The 21,913-nt window shown below is 72.7% G+C and carries 14 protein-coding genes; 9 read left to right on the forward strand and 5 right to left on the reverse strand.

Features of this window, described 5'->3' with window-relative positions; genetic code table 11:
• Window positions 1-283: 283 nt before the first annotated feature.
• The 7 genes from ACIRF8_RS02385 (at window position 284) to ACIRF8_RS02415 (ending at window position 13,484) form a co-directional block, all read left to right on the forward strand.
• On the forward strand, window positions 284-2,314 hold the full coding sequence (locus ACIRF8_RS02385; protein ID WP_404209998.1) for a protein kinase: 2,031 nt from the start codon (window positions 284-286) through the stop codon (window positions 2,312-2,314).
• 156 nt (window positions 2,315-2,470) lie between these two features.
• Complete coding sequence (locus ACIRF8_RS02390; RefSeq protein WP_404210000.1) at window positions 2,471-4,735, forward strand: protein kinase; 2,265 nt, start codon at window positions 2,471-2,473, stop codon at window positions 4,733-4,735.
• Window positions 4,736-4,858: 123 nt separating this feature from the next.
• The gene (locus tag ACIRF8_RS02395) at window positions 4,859-6,493 is read left to right on the forward strand and encodes a serine/threonine-protein kinase (protein ID WP_404212236.1); all 1,635 of its coding nucleotides are present in this window, start codon (window positions 4,859-4,861) and stop codon (window positions 6,491-6,493) included.
• 58 nt (window positions 6,494-6,551) lie between these two features.
• Entirely contained in the window at window positions 6,552-8,129 is a 1,578-nt protein-coding gene (locus ACIRF8_RS02400) for a serine/threonine-protein kinase (RefSeq protein ID WP_404210002.1), read from the forward strand.
• Between the two features lie 93 nt (window positions 8,130-8,222).
• A complete protein-coding gene (locus ACIRF8_RS02405) occupies window positions 8,223-9,896 on the forward strand; it encodes a serine/threonine-protein kinase (RefSeq protein ID WP_404210004.1) in 1,674 nt (557 codons plus the stop codon).
• A gap of 136 nt (window positions 9,897-10,032) precedes the next feature.
• The gene (locus ACIRF8_RS02410) at window positions 10,033-11,658 is read left to right on the forward strand and encodes a succinic semialdehyde dehydrogenase (protein WP_404210006.1); all 1,626 of its coding nucleotides are present in this window, start codon (window positions 10,033-10,035) and stop codon (window positions 11,656-11,658) included.
• Window positions 11,659-11,690: 32 nt separating this feature from the next.
• Window positions 11,691-13,484: a GMC oxidoreductase gene (locus tag ACIRF8_RS02415; RefSeq protein ID WP_404210008.1), complete on the forward strand. Its 1,794-nt coding sequence runs from the start codon at window positions 11,691-11,693 to the stop codon at window positions 13,482-13,484.
• An 85-nt stretch (window positions 13,485-13,569) separates the two neighbouring features.
• Here ACIRF8_RS02415 and ACIRF8_RS02420 read toward each other — a convergent pair whose 3' ends face one another.
• The 3 genes from ACIRF8_RS02420 to ACIRF8_RS02430 all read right to left on the reverse strand — a co-directional run bounded on the left by ACIRF8_RS02420 (window position 13,570) and on the right by ACIRF8_RS02430 (window position 17,582).
• Window positions 13,570-14,619, reverse strand: a complete 1,050-nt coding sequence (locus ACIRF8_RS02420) for an LPXTG cell wall anchor domain-containing protein (RefSeq protein ID WP_404210010.1) — start codon at window positions 14,617-14,619, stop codon at window positions 13,570-13,572.
• Between the two features lie 133 nt (window positions 14,620-14,752).
• Window positions 14,753-16,834, reverse strand: a complete 2,082-nt coding sequence (locus tag ACIRF8_RS02425; RefSeq protein ID WP_404210012.1) for a glycosyltransferase — start codon at window positions 16,832-16,834, stop codon at window positions 14,753-14,755.
• 466 nt (window positions 16,835-17,300) lie between these two features.
• Complete coding sequence (locus tag ACIRF8_RS02430) at window positions 17,301-17,582, reverse strand: chorismate mutase (RefSeq protein WP_404210014.1); 282 nt, start codon at window positions 17,580-17,582, stop codon at window positions 17,301-17,303.
• A 335-nt stretch (window positions 17,583-17,917) separates the two neighbouring features.
• Here ACIRF8_RS02430 and guaA point away from each other — a divergent pair, with 335 nt between their 5' ends.
• Window positions 17,918-19,498: a glutamine-hydrolyzing GMP synthase gene (gene guaA / locus ACIRF8_RS02435; RefSeq protein ID WP_404210016.1), complete on the forward strand. Its 1,581-nt coding sequence runs from the start codon at window positions 17,918-17,920 to the stop codon at window positions 19,496-19,498.
• A gap of 67 nt (window positions 19,499-19,565) precedes the next feature.
• Here the strand turns inward: guaA and ACIRF8_RS02440 are convergent, their stop codons facing one another.
• Window positions 19,566-20,045: a pyridoxamine 5'-phosphate oxidase family protein gene (locus ACIRF8_RS02440; RefSeq protein ID WP_404210018.1), complete on the reverse strand. Its 480-nt coding sequence runs from the start codon at window positions 20,043-20,045 to the stop codon at window positions 19,566-19,568.
• A 117-nt stretch (window positions 20,046-20,162) separates the two neighbouring features.
• On the opposite strand from ACIRF8_RS02440, the gene ACIRF8_RS02445 reads away from it, so the two are divergent.
• Window positions 20,163-20,954, forward strand: a complete 792-nt coding sequence (locus tag ACIRF8_RS02445; protein ID WP_404210020.1) for a class II aldolase/adducin family protein — start codon at window positions 20,163-20,165, stop codon at window positions 20,952-20,954.
• 52 nt (window positions 20,955-21,006) lie between these two features.
• On the opposite strand, the gene ACIRF8_RS02450 is transcribed toward ACIRF8_RS02445, so the two are convergent.
• A complete protein-coding gene (locus ACIRF8_RS02450) occupies window positions 21,007-21,870 on the reverse strand; it encodes a DUF4429 domain-containing protein (RefSeq protein ID WP_404210022.1) in 864 nt (287 codons plus the stop codon).
• Window positions 21,871-21,913 lie beyond the last annotated feature (43 nt).

A 21,913-nucleotide genomic window follows, 5' to 3' on the forward strand; every position in this document is an offset into this window, starting at 1 on the left:
CGCGCCCGGAAGTGACCGGCTCGGGTGGGAGCGGGGGCACGTGGTGGTGGAGCGGTCCCCTGTTCCTCCCGTGGTCACGAGGGCGCTCCCCAGGGCCTTGCCCTTGGTGACGAGCAACGGAAGAGTGGCCTCCACAGAAGGATCAACGGGTGGCGTGCTGCCCGGATGCAGACAGAGCGGGACGTAACCGGGGACCGCGCCCGAGGGGGCGACCCTGGGCGTCGGACGGTCCTCGCGTGAGGGACAATGAAGGCTCTGTCAGGGCGGGTTGCAGAGGGGACGCATGTCGGAGGCGGAGCGGGCGGGCGAGACCCGTCAAGGCAAGAGCGCTCGTCAGGACTCGTCCGCGAAGGACGTGTCGGACGTACGCGACGATCGGGACGGGCAGGAGCCCTCCGACCGGGACTCCTCTTCCGGCCAGAAGACGACCGGACGGCTGCTCGCCGGGCGCTACCGCCTGGGCGACGTGCTCGGCCGGGGCGGCATGGGTACCGTCTGGCGGGCCAAGGACGAGACACTCGGGCGCACGGTCGCGGTCAAGGAGCTGCGCTTCCCGTCGAGCATCGACGAGGAGGAGAAGCGGCGCCTGATCACCCGTACGCTGCGCGAGGCGAAGGCGATCGCCCGGATCCGCAACAACGGGGCCGTCACCGTCTTCGACGTCGTCGACGAGGACGACCGGCCGTGGATCGTCATGGAACTCGTCGAGGGCAAGTCCCTCGCCGAGGTGGTGCGCGAGGACGGGCTGCTCGAACCGAAGCGCGCCGCCGAGGTCGGCCTCGCCGTCCTCGACGTGCTGCGCTCGGCGCACCGTGAGGGCATCCTGCACCGCGACGTGAAGCCGTCCAACGTGCTGATCGCCGAGGACGGCCGGGTCGTGCTGACCGACTTCGGCATCGCCCAGGTCGAGGGCGACCCGTCGATCACCTCCACCGGCATGCTCGTCGGCGCGCCCTCCTACATCTCGCCCGAGCGGGCCCGGGGGCACAAGCCCGGCCCCGCCGCCGACATGTGGTCACTGGGCGGTCTGCTCTACGCGGCCGTGGAGGGCGTGCCCCCCTACGACAAGGGGTCGGCGATCGCGACGCTGACCGCCGTGATGACCGAGCCGGTCGACCCGCCGAAGAACGCGGGCCCGCTGGAGCAGGTGATCTACGGACTGCTCGCCAAGGACCCGGCGCAGCGCCTCGACGACGCGGGCGCCCGGGCGCTGCTGACCGACATCCTCCACGCGCCCGTGCCGAAGCGGGCTCCCGAGCCGGAACCGGCCGACGCCACCAAGGTCGTGCCGCTGCCGCCGCTGCCCCGCTCCGAGAAGGCCCAGGGCAAGGGCGGTTCGGCCGTCGCCGGCAAGGGCGAGGAAGCGGCGGAGAAGCTGCGGGGCGCCCTCAAGTCGGTGCGCAACGCGGCCGTCGCCGCGACGGCCGCCCGGGAGAAGCCCCCCGCGACCACCGCCCCCGCCTCGGCGCCGGTCTCCTCCGGACGCATCCCCGCCCAGCCCGGCGGACCGCCGCGCACCCCCTCCACCAAGGCGTCGATCACCGATGTCGTGCCGCGCCGCACGCTCGCGATCATCGCGGCCGTCGTCGCGCTCGTCGTCATCGGCGTCGTCCTGGCCTTCTCCCTCAGCGACGGTGACAGCGGCGGCGACGCGGGCAAGGGCGGCGACAAGGCCGTCTCCGGCGGGGCCACCGGCTCCGCCGACCACGACAACGACAAGGGCCAGGGCAAGGACTCCGGCGCGGGCGCGGGCCAGGACAAGGGCAAGAATTCGAGCCCGGACGAGACATCGCCCGGCGAGAAGGAGCCGGACGAGGGCGGGGCCACCGCCACCGGCCAGGGCGCCTCACCCGGCAGCAAGGGTTCCGGCTCGGGAGCCGACGCCGACGCCGCGACGTACAAGCACGCCCAGGGCTTCTCCATCGATCTGCCCAAGGGGTGGAAGTACGCCTCCACCAGCGCGGCCGGGGCGCGTTTCACCGGCCCCGACGGGCAGAAGCTGCTGGTCGGCTGGACCGGCACGCCGAAGTCAGACCCGGTCAGGGACTGGCAGAACCAGGAGAACTACATGCGGCGTGCCCAGTACGACCGCATCCGGATAGCGGCGGTCGACTACCGCGGCTGGAAGACGGCCGACTGGGAGTTCACCTACGTCGACGGGGGCACCAAGTACCACTCGATAGACCGCGGTTTCGTGGTCAGCGGCTCGCTGGGGTACGGGCTGATGTACACCGCGAAGGACGCCGACTGGAGCGGTGAGCGACGCGAGTCGACCTGGAAGACGTTCACTCAGTCCTTCAAGCCCAAGTCGTGAAAGCTGACGAGTCCTGAACCAGGAGGCCCCTCGGCACGTATCGTGAGTGCTTGCGGACCGTACGCAGCCGTATCGGGAAGCGTCGTGACGCAACAGTTCGTACAACTGGGCACAGAGCGAACGGAATTGACCGCAGGGCGGAGCTGGGGAGGCGTCGTGGACGAGTACGCGGGACGGGTGCTCGCCGACCGTTACCGGCTGCCCGTTCCGGACGCCGACGCGTACGAGTTCGAGTTCGCGGAGAGCCGCGCCTTCGACACGTACAGCGGGCAGGAAGTCCTCGTCCGGCAGGTGCCGTTGCCGGAGGTCGTCGAGGCCGAGGTGCTCGACGCGGACGGGCTGCCGGAAGGGTTCAGGCCCGGCGCCCCCGCCGCCCGCAGGTCGGCGGAGCCCGCCGTGGCGCGCGCCATCGAGGCCGCGCAGGCCGCCGCGCAGATACCCGACCACCCGCGCCTTGAGCAGGTCTTCGACGTGTTCGCCGAGGGCGGGTCGCTGTGGGTCGTCAGCGAGGTCGTCGCGGCCAGGACCCTCGCCGCGGTGCTGGCCGAGGCGCCGCTGAGCCCCTACCGGGCAGCCGAGGTCGCCTCCGACGTCCTGACCGCGTTACGGGCGCTGCACGCGCACGGCTGGGTGCACCGGAACATCACCGCCCGGACCGTGCTGGTCTGCGACGACGGGCGCATCGTGCTGACCGGGATGGCCGCGGGGGCCGCCGAGGAGGCCCTGTGCGGGTACGATCCGCGGCCGCGATCCTTCTCGGGGGAGCCCGAGTTCGGGGCGGGGGCCGGGGCGGACCCCGTCTCCTCCTCGCCGGCCGTGCCGGACGCCGCGCCCGACGCCCGGCCCGACGGGGCGCCCGACCCCGACGATTTCCGGGCCGCCCGGGCGGGGGCCATCGCCGCCTACCGCGAGGGGGCTCGGGCCGCCGCGGGCGGGGAGGCCTGGCACGGGGCCGCGCCCCGGCCCCGCGGTGAGGTCGGGGCGGCCCCCGACGCCGGTGTACGGCCCGCCCGGTGGAACGAACTGGTGGCCGCGGGGGCGGAGTTCGAGCCGGTCCCGGCCGCGCCGACCGAGGCACGGAGCGGGCCCAGCGGGGTCGCCGCCGAGCGGGCCCGGCAGGTGCGGATGACCGTGGTCGGGCCCGTCACCGAGCGGTGGGCGCCCGAGCAGGCGTACCCCGTGCAGGAGAGCTGGCAGTTGGCGGCGCCCGTGGGACCGTCCACCGATCTGTGGGCCCTCGGCGCGCTGCTCTTCCGCGCCGTGCAGGGGCACGCGCCCTACCCGGAGGAGTCCACGCCGGAGCTCGTGCAGATGGTGTGCGCGGAGCCGCCCGCCTTCGCCGAGGAGTGCGGGCCGCTGCGGCCCGTGGTGGAGTCCCTGCTGCGGCAGGACCCGACCGAGCGGCTCGACTTCGAGGAACTGCGGGGCTGGCTGCGGTCGTTGGTGCGCTCGGCCCCGGAGCCGGACGCGGGGGTCAACGTCGTGCCCGCGCCCCCGTTCGACGCGGCCCGGCTGCCGATCGTGCGGCGCCGGGGCGAACTGGTCCGCAGGCGCGCCCGGCACAAGCGGGGCCGCGCCGAACGGGCACCCAAGCCGCAGCGCGCGCCGAGGCCGCAGCGGGCCGCGAAGGCCCCGCGGGCCCCGAAGGCTTCGCGGGCGCCGAAAGCCCGGCAGGCGCCCAGGGAACAGCGGCGGGATCGGCAGCCCCGATCGCTCGGCCGGTGGCTGCTGGTGCTGGTCCTGCTCGGCCTCGTCGGCGCGGTGGCGTACGCGATGGTCTTCATGCCGAAGGATGACAGCGGCCAGGGGACGAAGGAGAACGCCGGCTCGGTCGGCGGGGCGCCGGAGCGTTCGCCGTCCGCGTCCGAGGAGAAGGACGACGCGAAACCGCCCGCCCCCCGGCCCACCGCGTCGCCCGACGGCGAGAACAGCTCCGAACCCTCCAGCACGCAGCCGCAGTCCGACATCGCCGCCGGGTTCGCGCTCCGCAAGGACCCCGAGGGCTTCGAGGTCGCCGTCGCCAAGGGCTGGCAGCGGCAGGGGAAGAACGGGCGGGGGCAAGTCCTCTACACGCACGGGAACTTCGAGCTGCTCGTGGTCCCCGGCCGGGACTCCACCGCCACGTACGGCCGCGACCCGATGAAGTACCAGCGGGAGGACGAGCGCGAACTCCAGCCGTTCCGCGACTCGACCTGGGCCACGTCGAGCGGTATGAAGTCCATCGACGTCGGCGGACGGACCATGGCCGAGGGCCAGTTCACCTGGCAGGGCTCCGACGGGCGGGAGGTCTTCGTACGCAATCTGGCCATGGTCGTCGGGGGGAAGTACCACGTCGTCCAGGTGCGTGGCCCGGAGGCGGAGCGCGACGAGGTGACACGCCTGTACGACCAGGCGTCGGCTACTTACGAGTACGGCGGCTGAACCGGGAAATACCGGACGCGACCCGCGTCACAGTGCTGTCTCCATGGCACCCCACCTGTTCCTTGAGCGGCGCCCGCTCCCTAGTGTGGCCTCGTCAAGACCATTGGTGGGAACGTGAATCAGATGCAGGGCCGGCTCCTCGCGGGCCGCTACCGACTCGGTGAATCGATCGGCCGCGGTGGCATGGGCCGCGTGTGGAGCGCGCATGACGAAGTGCTGCACCGGTCGGTCGCCGTCAAGGAGCTGACGGCCGCTCAGTGGGTGGCCGAGGCCGATCGCGCGGTCCTGCTCGCGCGTACGCAGACGGAGGCGCGGGCCGCCGCGCGCATCAACCACCCCGCCGTCGTGACCGTGCACGACGTGCTCGAACACGACGACCGGCCGTGGATCGTCATGGAGCTGGTCGAGGGGCCCTCGCTCGCCGACGCCGTCAAGGAGCGCGGTCGCATCCCGCCCGCCGAGGCCGCGCGCATCGGCCTGTGGACGCTGCGGGCCCTGCGCGCCGCGCACGCCGCCGGGGTGCTGCACCGCGACGTGAAGCCGGGCAACGTGCTGCTGGCCAGGGACGGCCGGGTCAAGCTGACCGACTTCGGGATCGCGCAGGTCGAGGGCGACTCGACCATCACGAGGACCGGCGAGATCGTGGGCTCCGTCGACTATCTCGCCCCGGAGCGGGTGAGCGGGGCCGAGCCCGGGCCCGCCTCCGACCTGTGGGGTCTCGGCGCCACCCTCTACACGGCCGTCGAGGGCATCTCGCCCTTCCGGCGCACCTCGCCGATCAGCACCATGCAGGCCGTCATCGAGGAGGAGCCCAGGGTCTCCGAGAACGCCGGGGCGCTGGCTCCTGTCATCAGCGCGCTGCTGCGCAAGGACCCGGCCGCCCGGCCCACGGCCGACGAGGCCGAGATGATGCTCGCCGAGGCGGCGGAGGGCCGACGCCCCGGCGCGGCGCAGGCGTACGTGCCGACGCAGGTGCACACGGTTCCGGGCCCGCCGGGGACCGCCACGGCCCCGACACCGCTGCCGGGGCCCGCACCGGCCGCCCCCGCCTGGCCCGTCCCCGCACCGGCGGCCCCGCGGCGGCGGACCTGGCCCCGGGTGGTCGCCGTCCTGGTCGCGGCGCTCGTCCTCGGGGGCGGCGGCGCGCTGGCCGCGGTCACGTACTCCGCCGACGACGGCGCCGACAGCGGCGGGACCTCGACCGGGCAGAGCGTCGGAGGGCAGGACGCGGACGGATCCGGCGGGAAGCAGGGCGACAAGCAGGGCGACCAACAGGGCGAGCAGGGGACCGCGGCCGGGGCGATACCCGACGACTGGCAACAGATCGACGACGTCGAGGGGTTCAGCCTGCGGCTGCCGCCCGGCTGGAAGCGGCAGGCGAACGGGCAGCAGATCGACTACACGCCCGACGGCGGCCGGCGGTTCGTGCGGATCGCCGTCGACAAGGCGCCGCAGTGGCCCGACTCCTACCAGCACCAACTGGACCTGGAGAAGAACCTGCGGGTCAAGCTGCACGCCTACCGGCGGGTCTCGCTCGACTCCAACACCTTCCGGGACCGGCCCGGCTCGCTCTGGGAGTTCACCTGGACGGCAGGGACGCAGGACGCGACGTCAGGACCGCGGCACGCCATCGAGGAGATGTACCGGGACGCCGACGGTACGGAGTACGTCATCTACCTGTCCGTCCCGGCACAGGAGTGGGACGGTGCGCGGGAGCAGTTCGACGCCATCCTGCGCGGCTGGCAGCCGCCGCCGTAACCGTTGCTGACCGGAACCGGACAGTCCCGGCCCGCAGGGGTGCGGCATGATGGGGCGCATGGGGACCGAGGGGGCCAACGTCCGTGTGATCGGCGGGCGTTATCGGCTGGAAGCCGTGATCGGCCGGGGCGGGATGGGGGTCATCTGGCGCTCCACCGACACGTTGCTGACGCGACAGGTCGCCGTCAAGGAACTCGCCGTCGACGAGACGCTCTCCGCGGACGAGGCCGCCCAGCAGCGGGAGCGGATGCTGCGCGAGGCGCGGGCCGTCGCCCAGTTGCGGCACCCGAACATCGTCGTCGTGCACGACGTCGTGCTGCACGAGGGACATCCGTACATCGTGATGGACCTGGTGGACGGCGGATCGCTCGCCGACCGGATCGCACAGGAGGGCCCCGTCGACGCCGTGCAGGCCGCGCGGATCGGGCTCGCCCTGCTCGGCGCGCTGCGCGTCGCCCACGCCGCCGGGGTCCTGCACCGCGACCTCAAGCCCGCCAACGTGCTCCTGGAGACCGGCACCGGCCGCATCGTGCTCACCGACTTCGGGATCGCCCAGGTCGAGGGCGCCACCACCCTGACCGAGAGCGGCGGGTTCGTCGGCTCGCCCGAGTACACCGCCCCGGAGCGGATGGCGGGGGACGGGGCGGGCGCCGGGGCCGACCTGTGGTCGCTCGGCGCGCTGCTGTGCGCCGCGCTGACCGGCGAGTCCCCCTTCCGGCGCGACTCGTTGGGCGGCATCCTGCACGCCGTCGTGTACGAGGAGCTCCGCCCGCCCGCCGAGGCCGCCCCGCTGCTCCCGGTGGTCCGGGGCCTGCTGGAGCGGGTGCCCGCCCGGCGGATGGACCTGGACGAGGCCGAGCGGTTGCTGCGCGCCTACGTCGCCACGGGCGCGACCCCGCAGCCCGCCCCGCCGCGCACGCCGTACGAGCGGACCCCGGGGGGCGGCGCGGCGGGGCACCGGCCCAGGATCCCGACGCGGGTGCTGCTGGTGGCCGCCGCCCTGGTCGCCGCGGTCGCCGGGGCCGGGATCTCCGCCGCCGCGCTGCTCGCGGGGCGCGACGACGACACACCGCGGCAGCCCCCCAGTTCGGCGTCGGGGCCCTCGCGCACGGGCACGGCACCGGCCTCGCCCACGCCGACCGTCACGGTCACCCGGCAGGAGACCCGCACCACGACACCGCGGCCCACGGCGCCGCCCGGGTACCGGACCGTCCAGGATCCGAAGGGGTTCGCCCTCGCGGTGCCGAAAGGGTTCTCCCGCTCGCTCGACGGGCCGCGGGTGTTCTACATGTCGCCGGACCGCACCTTCCGCATCGGTGTGCGCAGTTCCCGGCCGCGGCCCGGCGGGCCCGCCGCCGCACAGCGCGAGGCGGCGGCCGAGGGGCCGCGCACCAACCCTGGCTACCGGGACGGAAAGGTCACCGACACCTCGCACGACGAGCACGACGCCGCGTTGTGGGAGTTCACCTGGGACGGGTTCACGGACACCGAGGGGCCCCGGCACACCGTCGACCTGTGCTGGGAGGAGGGCGGCCGGATGTACGACGTGTGGGTGTCGGCGCCGGTCGGCAGGGTCGACGAGGCGCGCGCGTACTTCGACGCCGCCGTCGACACCTTCGTCCCGTCCGCGGGGTGATCGTGGGGCAAGGGCGACAGGTGGGGCACCAGGGCGGTCACAACTCCGTGACCCGAGTGGAACCGGAGGCGCCCGCACGGTAGGGATGACCCCATGAGTGACAACGGGGGAGCCTCCTACGGCCCGAACGAACCCACCAGCTTCGGTCTTGAGCCACCGCGCCCGGCACCCGCGCACGTGCCGCACGAGGGCAACCCGTACGCCGTGACCGCCCCGCCCCACCAGCCGCCGCGGCAGCCGCCGCGGCAGCCCACGCAGGTCGTGCCGGACCAGCCGGACCCGGGCGCGGGCCGCCTGGTGGCCGGGCGCTACCGGCTCCTGAGCAAGCTCGGGCACGGCGGCATGGGCACCGTGTGGCGGGCCGAGGACGAGACGGTGGGCCGCGAGGTCGCCGTCAAGGAGCCCCGGGTGCCCGACCACCTGCCGGACCGGGAGCGGGCCACCGTCTTCGAGCGGATGCGGCGCGAGGCGCGGGCCGCGGCCCGGCTCGACCACCCGGCGGTGGTGAACGTGCACGACGTCGCCGTCGAGGACGGCCGGCCGTGGATCGTCATGGAGTTCGTGCAGGGCCGCTCGCTCGGCGCCGCGCTCCAGGAGGGCACGCTCGGCGCGCGGGACGCCGCCCGCGTCGGACTCCAGGTGCTCGGCGCCCTGGAGGCGGCCCACGCCGCGGGCATCCTGCACCGCGACGTGAAGCCCGACAACGTCCTGCTCGGCCGGCACGACCGCGTGATCCTCACCGACTTCGGCATCGCCCAGATCGAGGGCGAGACCAACCTGACCGACACCGGCGGATTCGTCGGCTCGCCCGAATTCATCGCGCCCGAGCGGGTGTTGGGGCAGCGGCCGGGCCCCGCCTCCGACCTGTGGTCGCTGGGTGTCGTCCTGTACGCGGCGACGGAGGGCGTCTCCCCCTTCCGCCGCACCAACACGCCCGCCACCCTCCAGTCCGTGCTGAACGCGACCCCGGCCGCGCCCGCCGCCGCCCGGGGCCCGCTGGCCGACGCCATCGACGGGCTGCTCCAGAAGGACCCGGCGCGCCGGCCGGACGCGGCGCGGGTCCGCGCCCTGCTGGAGCGTGCCGCGGAGCCGCCGGCCCCGGAGCCGACGCAGACCGTGCGGACCGCCGACGGCCGGAGCGGACCGCGGCTCGGCCGGAAGGCGCTTGCCGGGATCGCGGCCGGGGTCGTGGCCCTGGCCGCGGTCGCGTACCTGGTGGTCGCGGACCCGTTCGCCGGGCCGCTGCCGGACGGTTGGACGCGGCACGAGGAGAAGGCGCTCGGGGTGACGCTCGCGGTGCCCGAGGACTATCAGCCCGGCAGGCCCACCGACACCGACACCGACAAGAACTGGGTGACGTACACCGACTGGAGCGGCAGCGTCCGGGTGGGGGTGAACGTGTCGCGCAAGAAGGACGACGCGCTGAACCGGATCAAGGGCTCCGCGCGGGCGCAGATGTACGACGACGACACCACGTTCAAGGCCAGCGGCGACTCGAACCTGGACATGCCGAAGGGGGCGAGAACCGCGCCGGACGACGACGCCAAGTTCAAGGACGAGGACGCCGCGCAGAACACCGTCGCGTACCGGACGGACGACAGCGTGGACCCCCGGCCGCGCGAGATCCGGTTCTTCTACTACAAGAACAAGGCCGGTGACATGTACCGGGTGTCGGTCAGCTATCCCGGCAAGGGCGACTTCACCGACCGGGGCCGCGAGGTCGCCGATGAGGTCCTGGCCAATCTGGACATCGCCGAAAAGTTGTGAGGGTGCCCTGCACCGCGCAGCAAAGCCGCTGATCAGCGGCTTTGCTGCCAGCGATCACTGGCGTGATGTGTGTGCGCGGTGAAAGCCTGTTACCGATGGGTACCGAAAGCGTCCGCTTCGGCATACGCTCCCCTCCATGACGGAGTCGCAGGTCACGCCCGAGACCGTACAGAAGACCGGGACCAACCCGACGGCCGCCGCCCCCGCGGGCGTGCGCACGGCTGCCGACGTGGTCACGCCCGAGCTGGTCGCCCAGCTCACCCGGGGCGTGGTCGGCTCCGGGCGAACGGTGAACCACACGCCGTTCACCGGGGAGAAACTGGCCGATCTGCCGGAGTCGACGCCCGAGGACGTCGCGAGCGCCTTCGAACGGGCCCGCGCCGCCCAGGAGGTGTGGGCGAAGACGCCGGTGCGGCAGCGCGCGGCCGTGCTGCTGCGCTTCCACGACCTGGTCCTGGCCCGCCAGGCCGAGGTGCTCGACCTCATCCAGTTGGAGACCGGCAAGGCGCGGCTGCACGCCCACGAGGAGGTGCAGGCGGTCGCTGTCGCGGCCCGGCACTACGGGCGCAAGGCGCCCTCGTACCTGCGGCCCAAGCGGCACACCGGCGCCGTCCCGACGCTCACCAAGGTGACCGAGCTGCGCCAGCCGCGCGGGGTCGTCGGCCAGATCGCGCCCTGGAACTACCCCCTCGAACTGTCCGTGGGCGACGCGCTGCCCGCCTTCGTCGCGGGCAACGCCGTGGTCATGAAGCCCGACACGGAGACCTGCCTGACCGCGCTGTGGGCGCGCGACCTCCTGATCGAGGCGGGGCTGCCCGCCGAGGTCTTCCAGGTCGTCCTCGGCGAAGGCCCCGTCGTGGGACCGGAGTTGGTGCGGCACGCCGACTACGTCTCCTTCACCGGCTCCACCCGCACCGGCCGCGAGGTCGCACAGGGGGCCGCCGCCCGCCTCGTCGGCGTCTCGCTCGAACTCGGCGGCAAGAACGCCATGCTGGTCCTCAAGGACGCCGACGTGGAGAAGGCCGCGGCCGGAGCCGTCCGCGCCTGCTTCTCCTCCGCGGGTCAACTGTGCATCTCCATCGAGCGGTTGTACGTCCACGAGTCGATCGCCGACGCCTTCGTCGAGCGGTTCGCCGCCCGCACCAGGTCGATGCGGCTCGGCACGTCGCTCGCGTACGGCGCGGACATGGGATCGCTCGTCGGCGAACGGCAGTTGGCGACCGTCAAGGCGCACGTCGAGGAGGCCGTCGCCAAGGGGGCCACGCTCGTCGCCGGAGGCGTGGCGCGGCCCGACATCGGCCCGTACTTCTTCGAGCCGACCATCCTCGACGGCGTCCAGGCGCCGATGGCCGTCTGCACCGAGGAGACCTTCGGCCCGGTCGTCTCCGTCTACCGCTTCACCGACGAGGACGAGGTCATCGCCCTGGCCAACGCGACGCCGTACGGCCTCAACTCGTCGGTCTGGACGAAGGACGCCAAGCGCGGCCACGAGGTCGCGGCGCGCCTTCGCACCGGCACCGTGAACATCAACGAGGGGTACGCGCCCGCGTACGGCAGCGTCCAGGCGCCCATGGGCGGCATGAAGGACTCCGGGCTCGGCCGCCGCCACGGCAGCGAGGGCCTGTTGAAGTACACCGAGGCCCAGACCGTCGCCCACCAGCGGGTGATGCCGATGGCGCCCTCGTTCGGCATGGACGACGAGCAGTACGCCCGGTTCATGACGCGCAGCCTGGGACTGATGAAGAAGCTCCGGCTCAAGTAGGCGACGTCGATCGTTCGAAGGAGAACGCGCACGTGACTCAGGACGGCAACGACCACGGCCACGACTACGACGTGGTGGTCATCGGCTCGGGCTTCGGCGGATCGGTGTCCGCCCTGCGACTGACCGAGAAGGGCTACCGGGTCGGTGTCCTGGAGGCGGGCCGCCGGTTCACCCCCGACACGCTCCCGAAGACCTCCTGGGACGTGAAGAACTACCTGTGGGCGCCGAAGCTCGGCATGTACGGGCTCCAGCGCATCCACCTGCTCGGCAATGTGATGGTGCTGGCCGGCGCCGGGGTCGGCGGCGGCTCGCTCAACTACGCCAACACCCTCTACGTACCGCCGAAGCCCTTCTTCGAGGACCCGCAGTGGAAGGACATCACGGACTGGGAGGAGGAGCTGAAGCCGTACTACGACCAGGCGCGGCGGATGCTCGGCGTGCGGCTCAACCCGACGATGACCCCGGCCGACGTCCATCTGAAGGCGGCGGCCCAGGCCATGGGGATCGGCGACACCTTCCACATGGCGCCGGTCGGTGTCTTCTTCGGTGACGGCGAGGACGCCGACGGGAGCACCACGGCCGCGCCCGGACAGCGGGCCGCGGACCCGTACTTCGGCGGCGTGGGACCCGCGCGCACGGCGTGCACCGAGTGCGGCTCGTGCATGACCGGTTGCCGGCACGGGTCGAAGAACACCCTCAACGAGAACTACCTGTACCTCGCCGAGAAGGCGGGCGCGGTCGTCCACCCGATGACGACCGTCGTCTCCGTGACCGACGACTCGCAGGGCGGCTACGCGATCGCGACGCTGCCCACCGACGACAGGAGGAAGTCGGCGGGCCGCGTCTTCACCGCCCGCCAGGTCGTCGTCGCGGCGGGCACCTACGGCACGCAGACGCTGCTGCACCGGATGAAGGCGAGCGGGCAACTCCCGTACATCTCCGCCAGGTTGGGGGAGCTGACCCGCACCAACTCCGAGGCGCTCGTCGGCGCGCAGACCACCGACCGGCGCTACCGCAAGCGGCACGGCGCGGCGAAGGTCGACTTCACCAAGGGCGTCGCGATCACCTCGTCCATCCACCCGGACGCGAACACGCACATCGAGCCGGTCCGCTACGGCAAGGGCTCGAACGCGATGGGCGGCCTGTCCATCCTCCAGGTGCCCTACGCGGAGAAGTCGTCGCGGGTCGCGGGCTGGCTGCTGAACGTGGCGAAGCACCCGAGCCTGATGGTGCGGTCCCTGTCCAACCGCCGCTGGTCGGAGCGGACCATCATCGGCTTGGTCATGCAGTCCCTGGACAACTCGCTGACCACGTATCTGAAGCCGGACGGCGTCGGCAAGGGCCTGCTCACCGCGGCCCAGGGGCACGGCGCCCCCAACCCGAAGCAGATCAAGGCGGCCTCGCTGGGCGCCGCCGCCATCGCCGCAGAGATCAACGGCTTCGCCGGGTCGAACGTCGGCGAGCTGATGGGCACCCCGCTGACCGCCCACTTCCTGGGCGGCTGCCCCATCGGCGACAGCGCGGACACCGGGGTGATCGACCCGTATCACCGGCTCTACGGCCACCCCGGCATCTCCGTCGTGGACGGCGCGGCGGTCTCCGCGAACCTGGGCGTGAACCCGTCCCTGACGATCACCGCGCAGGCCGAGCGCGCGATGTCGTACTGGCCCAACAAGGGCGAGGCCGACCCGCGCCCCCGCTCCGGGGCGGCCTACGAACGGCTCGCGCCGGTCGAGCCCAGGAGCCCCGTCGTCCCTGCGGAGGCGTTCGGCGCGCTGAAGCTGCCGTTCCTCGGCATGCCCGCGGTGCCCGCCAAGAAGGACTGACGACGCGGCAGTGGAACGGAAAGGACCCGCACCCCCCTCCGAGTGCGGGTCCTTCCCTACGTGCGCGGTGCCCGAGGGCTCACGCTCACGCCTCGTTGCTCACCTTGCGGCGACGCACGGAGTAGACGACACCGGCACCGGCGACGACGGCGACGCCGCCGACGAGGCCGAGGGTCGGCAGCATCGAGCTGGAACCGGTCTCGGCCAGCGAGCCCGCGAGCGGGGTGCTGCTGGACTGCGGGGCCGGGGTGTTGCTCGGCCGGGGCGCGCTCGTGGCCGGCGGCACCTTGCCGGGCTCGCTGCCCGCGGCGAGGATCTCGAAGCGGTACTCCTGGTCCTCGGGGACGTTGAAGCCGCAGACGCCGTCGGTGTTCACGCTGGTGGCGAAGGCGACCGAGCCGCCGATGCCGGTCGGGGCCTTGGCGCCGACCTGGATACGCAGCTTGAGGTCGGCGTGCTCCCCCGGCGCGAGGGCGCCCGCGGCGCCGAACGACAGGGTGTTGTCGGCGTAGAGGCCCGTGTCGAGGTCGTGCCAGCCGGACGCGTCGGAGTACTGCACGTGCAGGTACTTGGTGATCTCGGTGGTGTTCGCGTCGTAGGCGTACGCGAAGGCGTACAGGTCGGCGGAGACCGACTCGAAGGCCACGTCCGTCTTGTTCGTGACGCGGAACGAGAAGCCGTGCCAGCCGTCGCCCGCGACGATCTTCGACGGCAGTCCGCGCAGCTCGGCGAGGGTGCCGGGGCTGTCCTCGTAGTCCGTGCACTCCTCCTCGTCACCGGGCTCCTCGGACTCGGTCGGGTCCGGGGAGGAGGGCGGCGTGGCGGTGTCGGTCGGCTCGGGGGACTCCGCGGGCGGTGTCTCCGTCTCCTCCGGGTCCGTCGCGGTCCCGGTCGGGTCGGGCGTGCTCGTCCCGGGATCGCTCGTCTCGGTGGCTCCGGGCTCGGGATCGCCCGTCTCGGTGGCGCCCGGCTCGGGCTCGGCCGAACCGGTCTGCGACGCGGACGGGTCCGGCTCGGTGGCCGCGACGGTGGCGCCCGGCGTCACGTCGGCGAACGCGGCCGGCGCGGAGAGCAGCGCGATCGGGGCTATGGCGGCCGTTGCGGCCGCCGTCACCAGTGCGCGGCGAAGCTTCATCTGGACCTCGATCAATACGAAGTGGAGGCCTCCGCGGTGGCGGTCGCGGGCGTGGCCGTTGATACAGAACGTGTGACCCGTGATGGGCGGTAACGGTTGTCCTGGACCTCACATGATCTTTATGTGAACTGGATCACTCCCCGTGCGCGCTCAGTGCCAGGTCGTTGGCGGCCGTGACGTACACCCGCACGCCCTGATCGCCGCGTTCGGGGAACAGGTCGGTCTTGTTGCGGTCGACGATGTCGCCGCCGATCCGGCCGAGCGGCACCGGCGCCGGATCGGGGGTGGCGCGGTGCAGCCGCAGGTCCCAGTGGTCGCGCTCGGTGTCGCGCCGACGGGCCGCCTCGACGTAGGGCAGCGTGAACTCGAAGGCGTCGCCGCCCAGTCGCGTCACGGGGACGGAGAAGTCCCGGTTCTCGCCCGTGCGCGAGACGGCCACCACCCGCGCCCCGTCGAGGGTGGTCCGCGCGCCGAGCAGCACGGCGCCGATCGTGGCGCGCTCCTCGTCGATCTCGACGCGCGACACCTCGGCGTGCGCGGGGCGGTGCCAGGCGCGCAGCGCGAGGAAACCGTCGACGGTGGCGTACGGCAGCGCGGCCGCCACCCCGTCGGGGCCGGTGCGCGGCGCGGCGCCCACGCGGCGGGCCCGTTCGGCGAGCCCGCAGACCAGCCGGACGCGCCGGTCGGTGCCGCGGCGGGCGACGTAGCAGTCCCAGCGGCCCTCGGCGAGGACGTGGTCGTCGGGCGTGAGGGTGACGGTGATCGCGCCGAGGTCCGGCGCGGTGGCGACGTCGGGGACCGGTATCCGGATCTCCCGCCCCTTGGGGTCCCGGCGCAGGCGGGTCACGAAGTCGAGTGCGCCGGGCGGCAGTGTCGCCGCGTCGAACCGCACGGTGCAGCCGCCGTCGGCGGTGGACCGGGCGAACGCGATCGGGGCGAGCGGTGACACGGGCTCGACGGGCGGCTCGGGCGGCAGGGACGGCTCGACGGCCCTGGTCAGACGCCACAGCCACGACCGGCGCCGTGGTTCCCGCACCGCCTTCTTCTGCGGGCGGCCGGCCGAAAGGCGCCGGAACAGCTCCTCGTAGCGGCGGGCGACGACGGCGGGCTCGAAGTCCGCGGCGCGGGCGCGCGCCGACTCGCCCAGCCGGTCGCGCAGCTCCGCGTCGGACATGAGCAGCCCGAGCGCGTCGGCGTACGCCTGGACGCCGCTGTCGTCGTCCCGGACCGGGACGAGCAGGCCGTCCTCGCCGTGCGTGATGATCTCGGCGGGTCCGTGCGGGCAGTCCGTGGCGACCACGGGCACCCCGCAGTGCATGGCCTCCACGATGGTCATGCCGAAGGACTCCATGTCGGAGGAGACCGCCGCGATCGCGCCCTTGGCCCATTCGGTCTCGATGGGGGAGACCGGGCCCATCAGCAACACCCGCTCGTACAGGCCCAGTTCGTCGATCCGCTCGCGCAACGCCGCCTTCCGGGGACCGCGCCCGTACAGCCGCAGCGTCCAGTCGGGGTGGTCGCCCGCGACCTTCGCGAAGGCGTCGACGAGCCGGTCGTAGCGCTTGACGGGGATGAGCCGCCCGGCCGCCACGATCACCTTGGAGTCGCGCGTGGAGGGCTGGACGCCACCGGCCGGTACGCCGTTGGGTACGCAGGTGATGGTCGTACGCACCTGGGGCAGGGCGGCGCGGTACTGCGCGGCGTCCGCCTCGGAGACGGTGACGAACGCGTCCAGGCGCCCGATCGCCTCATTCTGGTCGCGGCGTACGTCGTCGGCGTGGCCCGCGAGCGAGAGGTGTTCCTGTCCGACGCGCAGGTAGCTGTCGGTGCCGTAGCGGGACAGGTAGCCGTTGAGGATCGGGCGGGTGGCGATGACGACGTCCGCGTCCGTCTCGGCGAGGAAACCGGCGAGGCGCCGGTCGTGCAGCGCGGTGTACCGCAGCCGCCCCTCCCTCGTGCCCTTCTCGTGGAACATCGTGCAGGGCTGTTCGAGCAGCGGCTCGTCGCCCGCGTACGCCGGACTGTCCTCGCGCAGGTCGACGAGGGTGGTCATCCGTACGCGCGGGTCGAACGGCAGCCCCGTGCGGTCGGCGGTCCTGTGCACGCTGACGACCTCGACGTCGTGCCGCGTGACGAGGGCGCCCGACATGTTGGCCGTGGCCCGGATGGTGCCACCGATCCCGTACGCGTTGTTGATCAGAAAGACGATCTTCACGTGTGGTCTCCCCCAGGAGGTGAGTCACTGGCGACTCGCCCATTGGTTGAGACCTGCGGGGCGGGAAAAGTTGCCCTATGTGGCAGGAGTCACAGATTGAGGCTTATGTTCCGCTTCCGAGTTCGGCGACCGAACTCCCGTTCCCCATGCGCTTGTCGAGCATCGCCGTCGGTGGTTCGAAAAGCCATGCCCGTGCGGTACGGAAAGCGGCCGGCCGGCCCCGGGCGTCCCCGGAGCCGGCCGTTCTCCTGGGTGACCGGGCTGCTGTCCCCTGCCGTCCGGTCACTGCACTGGAGCGAGGTCCCACGACGTACGGCAGGGCCGTGACGTCTCATCGCTCCAGCGGAGCCACGCGGGGTGGTGATCGGTCCGCCCCTGGCTGGCGCGGCCACCGGGACCAACGAAGCCCGCCGCGTCCGGGTCACGCGCCGTACGGGTGAGTGCCGAACCGAACTGGGATCCGGGGTCAGACGCGGCCCCGGCACAGTTCGAGCAGCGTCATCGCGAGCGAGGTGCCCGGCTTGCCGAGCGCGTCCCTGTAGTGGCTCAGCACCTCCATCTCGCGTGACAGGTGCACCCGCCGCCCCCCGGCGGCGAGCCGGGTCTCCTGGACGACGGCGGAGACGGCCATGCGTTCCTGGACGAGACCGATGATCCGGTCGTCGAGGGCGTCGATGCGGGCGCGCGCGTCGGAGATCACAGCGGCGGTGTCGGTGGGTCCGGCGGTGGGGGTCGTGGGCGTGGTCATGAGGTCGGGCTCCGGTCTCGTGGAGGCGGTACCCCGGACGGTCAGGACCCGGAAACGACAGACGCCCCGGGCCTTGTCGGCCCGGGGCGCCTGGGAAGTCGCTTGTCAGTGGCTCAAGCAGCACGACCATGGCATCCGGCGGGCCGGCTGCCATAGGTAAAGACGAAGGTCGTCTGCGAGAACATGGGCGCCAGTATAGCGCCCCCGAAAATCAAGCCCCTCCGAACGATCGAGGAGCGGGGGCCGGGGCGGAGCCCCGTGACCCGAGGGGCAGCAGAGCCGAACCGGTAGAATCGGTGGTACGACCCCCTGCAAAAGCCGCCGGAAGGCAACCCGTGTCATCAGCGACTTCCGCTGCCGCCGCCCCCGACACCGTCCTGGTCGTCGACTTCGGTGCGCAGTACGCCCAGCTCATCGCCCGCCGTGTCCGTGAGGCCCGGGTCTACAGCGAGATCGTGCCGAGCACCATGCCCGTCGCGGAGATCCTCGCCAAGAACCCGGCGGCGATCATCCTCTCCGGCGGCCCCTCGTCGGTGTACGCGGAGGGCGCCCCGCGCCTGGACCGCGAGCTCTTCGAGGCCGGCGTCCCCGTCTTCGGCATGTGCTACGGCTTCCAGCTCATGGCGACGACCCTCGGCGGCACCGTCGACGACAACGGCGCCCGCGAGTACGGCCGCACCCCGCTCGCCGTCACCAAGACCGACTCGACGCTCTTCGAGGGCACCCCGGCCGAGCAGCCCGTGTGGATGTCGCACGGTGACGCCTGCTCCGCCGCGCCCGAGGGCTTCACCGTGACGGCCTCCACGGACGTCGTCCCGGTCGCCGCCTTCGAGAACGACGAGAAGAAGCTGTACGGGGTCCAGTACCACCCCGAGGTGATGCACTCCACCCACGGCCAGCAGGTCCTGGAGCACTTCCTGTACCGGGGCGCGGGCCTGAAGCCCACCTGGACCACGGGCAACGTGATCGAGGAACAGGTCGCCGCGATCCGCGAGCAGGTCGGCGACAAGCGCGCCATCTGCGGCCTGTCCGGCGGCGTCGACTCCGCGGTCGCCGCGGCCCTCGTCCAGAAGGCCATCGGCTCCCAGCTCACCTGCGTCTACGTCGACCACGGCCTGATGCGCAAGGGCGAGACCGAGCAGGTCGAGAAGGACTTCGTGGCCGCGACCGGCGCGAACCTCAAGGTCGTCGACGCCAGCGAGCGCTTCCTGTCCGCGCTGGCCGGGGTCTCCGACCCCGAGCAGAAGCGGAAGATCATCGGCCGCGAGTTCATCCGCGTCTTCGAGCAGGCGCAGTTGGAGATCCTCCAGGAGGACGGCCCCGAGGTCGCCTTCCTCGTGCAGGGCACCCTCTACCCGGACGTCGTCGAGTCCGGCGGCGGCACCGGCACCGCCAACATCAAGTCCCACCACAACGTGGGCGGGCTCCCCGACGACATCGAGTTCGAGCTCGTCGAGCCGCTGCGCCAGTTGTTCAAGGACGAGGTCCGCGCGGTCGGCGCCGAGCTGGGCCTGCCCGACGAGATCGTCCAGCGCCAGCCGTTCCCCGGCCCCGGGCTCGGTATCCGCATCGTCGGCGAGGTCACCAAGGACCGCCTCGACCTGCTCCGGGAGGCCGACGCGATCGCCCGCGAGGAGCTGACCGCGGCCGGCCTCGACCGCGAGATCTGGCAGTGCCCGGTCGTGCTGCTCGCCGACGTCCGCTCGGTCGGCGTCCAGGGCGACGGCCGCACCTACGGCCACCCGATCGTGCTGCGCCCGGTCTCCTCCGAGGACGCCATGACGGCGGACTGGACGCGGATGCCCTACGAGGTGCTCGCGAAGATCTCCACGCGGATCACCAACGAGGTCAAGGACGTCAACCGCGTCGTCCTCGACGTGACGAGCAAGCCGCCGGGCACCATCGAGTGGGAGTAGTCCCCACCGCCGTACCCGCCGCGTGACCGAAGGCGCCGCTCCCCGCGAGGGTGGGCGGCGCCTTCGGTCATCTCCGCCGCAGGGTGCTCAGGGCCTCGCCCGGCTTCCACACCTGGGCCACCAGATACGTGTCGTCCTCGACGTACGTCCGCGTGACCTCGGCCGGTTCCGTGCGGAACAGGTGGAAGTCGTCCGGGTCGGGGACCTGGACCTGCCCGGTGTAGCGGGCGACGACCGCCGGGTCCTCGACGACGAACGCGCGCCCGCTGATCCGCACATCGCCGCCGCCCGTCCCCGTGCCCTCGCCCGGATTGGCCTGGAGTGCGAAGCGCGGGTCGCGCAGCAGGTCGCGGGCCTTGAGCGAGCCCGGCATCATGCCGAGCCACAACTCGCCGTCCAGGAAACGGACTTCGAGCCCGGAGGTGCGGGGTGAGCCGTCCTTGCGCAGGGTCGCGAGGACGTGGTGCGGGTGCAGGGCGAAGCGGGCCTCGACGGTCTTCGCGAGGTCCGGTTCGGCGGTGGAGAAGAGAGCCCAGTTCGACGTCATACGCCCAGTCTGGCGCCGATACCCGACACCTCCTGTCCGGTATCGCAGGTGTCCAGGCGCATTCTCTTCACCGCGGGGGCCTGTCGCCCTGGAGGTCACGGAGGTACCTTCCGCTCCATGTCGACGCAGAACCCCGCCCCGATACCCACCGACCGGCTGCACTTCGCCATGCCGCCGGTCCACGCCGACGTGGCCGACGAGCGCCGCCACCGCAAGGAGCGGCTGGCGGGCGCGCTACGGATCTTCGGACGGCTCGGCTACGAGGACGGGGTGTCGGGGCACATCACGGCGCGGGACCCGGAGTACGACGACTGCTACTGGGTGAACCCGTTCGGCATGCCGCTGCGCCACATCACCGTCGGCGACCTCGTCCTCGCCGACGGGGACGGGCAGGTCGTCGAGGGCCGCCACCACGTCAACCAGGCCGCGTTCACCGTCCACGCCGAGGTGCACCGGGCCAGGCCCGAGCTGGTCGCCGTGGCGCACTGCCACTCCACGTACGGGCGCGCGCTGTCCGCGCTCGGCGAGCTGATCGAGCCGATCACCCAGGAGGCCTGCGCCTTCTACGAGGACCACGCGCTGCTCGACGAGTACACCGGGGTCGCCGTCGACGCGGACGAGGGCAAGCGGATCGCCGTCGCGCTCGGCACGTACAAGGCGCTGATCCTGCGCAACCACGGGGTGCTGACCGTCGGGGACTCCGTGGACGCGGCGGCCTGGTGGTTCATCGCCCTGGAGCGCTGCTGCCAGGCGCAGCTCGTGGCGCGGGCGGCGGGGCGCCCCGTGCTCATCGACCGGCACCTGGCCGTCGCGACCCGTGACCGCACGGGCGGTGACCTCGTCGCCTGGATCAACTACCAGTCCCTGTGGCAGGACATCACCCGCAGCGAACCGGACCTCCTCGGCTGAGGCCCCGGGCTCACAGGCTCACAGGCTCTCAGGCTCTCAGGCTCACAAGCTCTCAGCGGAAGTCGCGGAGCACGACCCGCTTGGTCGTCGCGAACTCGTCCTCGGTCAGCACGCCTTGGCGGCGCAGGTCGCCCAGCTCGCGCAACCGGCGCAGGAGCGTGTCGTGGTCGGTGCGGTGCGGCGGCGCGAGGGCGGCCGGGTCGCGGGGCGTGGAGGGGTGGGGCAGGCGGGCCGTGACGGCCGCCGCGACAAGGGCCGTCAGCAGGTCCTTGCGGGCGTTGCCCCACAGGTCGAGGGCGTACGGGTCCTTCTCCGGCGGCAGCTTCGCGTACGCCGAGTCCTTCAGGACGAACCGCAGCACGCCGTCCTCGTAACCGGAGTTGGGCACCCAGTCGACGCCGTCGAGGTCGCCGAGCGCGATGACGCGCGGGCCCGTCGCCCGCTTCACGCGGTCCGAGGTGTCGCTCCAGTCGATCCGGACGCGGCTGCCGTCGAAGGAGACCATGCCGTCGCTGGAGCGCACGGAGAGAGGCACGGCGGGGCCCGGCACGAGGTAGGTGTCGGCGGGCCCCTCCGGGAGCTGTTCGAGGAGCAGCGCCCGGCGGATCTCCTCGGCGACGTACTCCGCGACACCTGAGCCGTCCGCGTCGACCGCGAGCCGGTAGGGGTCCGCGGCGTCCGGCAGTCGGCCGCCGGTGGCCTGTAACAGGGGGTCGGCCGCCTCGCGCAGGGTGAGGCGGAGCCTGCCGCGCCTGCGCTCGGGTTCGTAGGCCACCCCGGACACGGCCGTGAGCGGCACGCTGATCTCGCCGTACGTCTGCCGCAACAGGGCCACGCTGCGGTGCAGACCTGGGGTGATGCGGATGGTCGTTCCGTCGAAGGCCCAGGTTCCGTCACGCTGGATGATCTCGGCCATACGGAAATTCTCGCAGCGACGTCAACACTCCGGTCAAGGCGGG

The organism is Streptomyces sp. NPDC102406 (assembly GCF_044765725.1).
Taxonomy (GTDB): Bacteria; Actinomycetota; Actinomycetes; order Streptomycetales; family Streptomycetaceae; genus Streptomyces.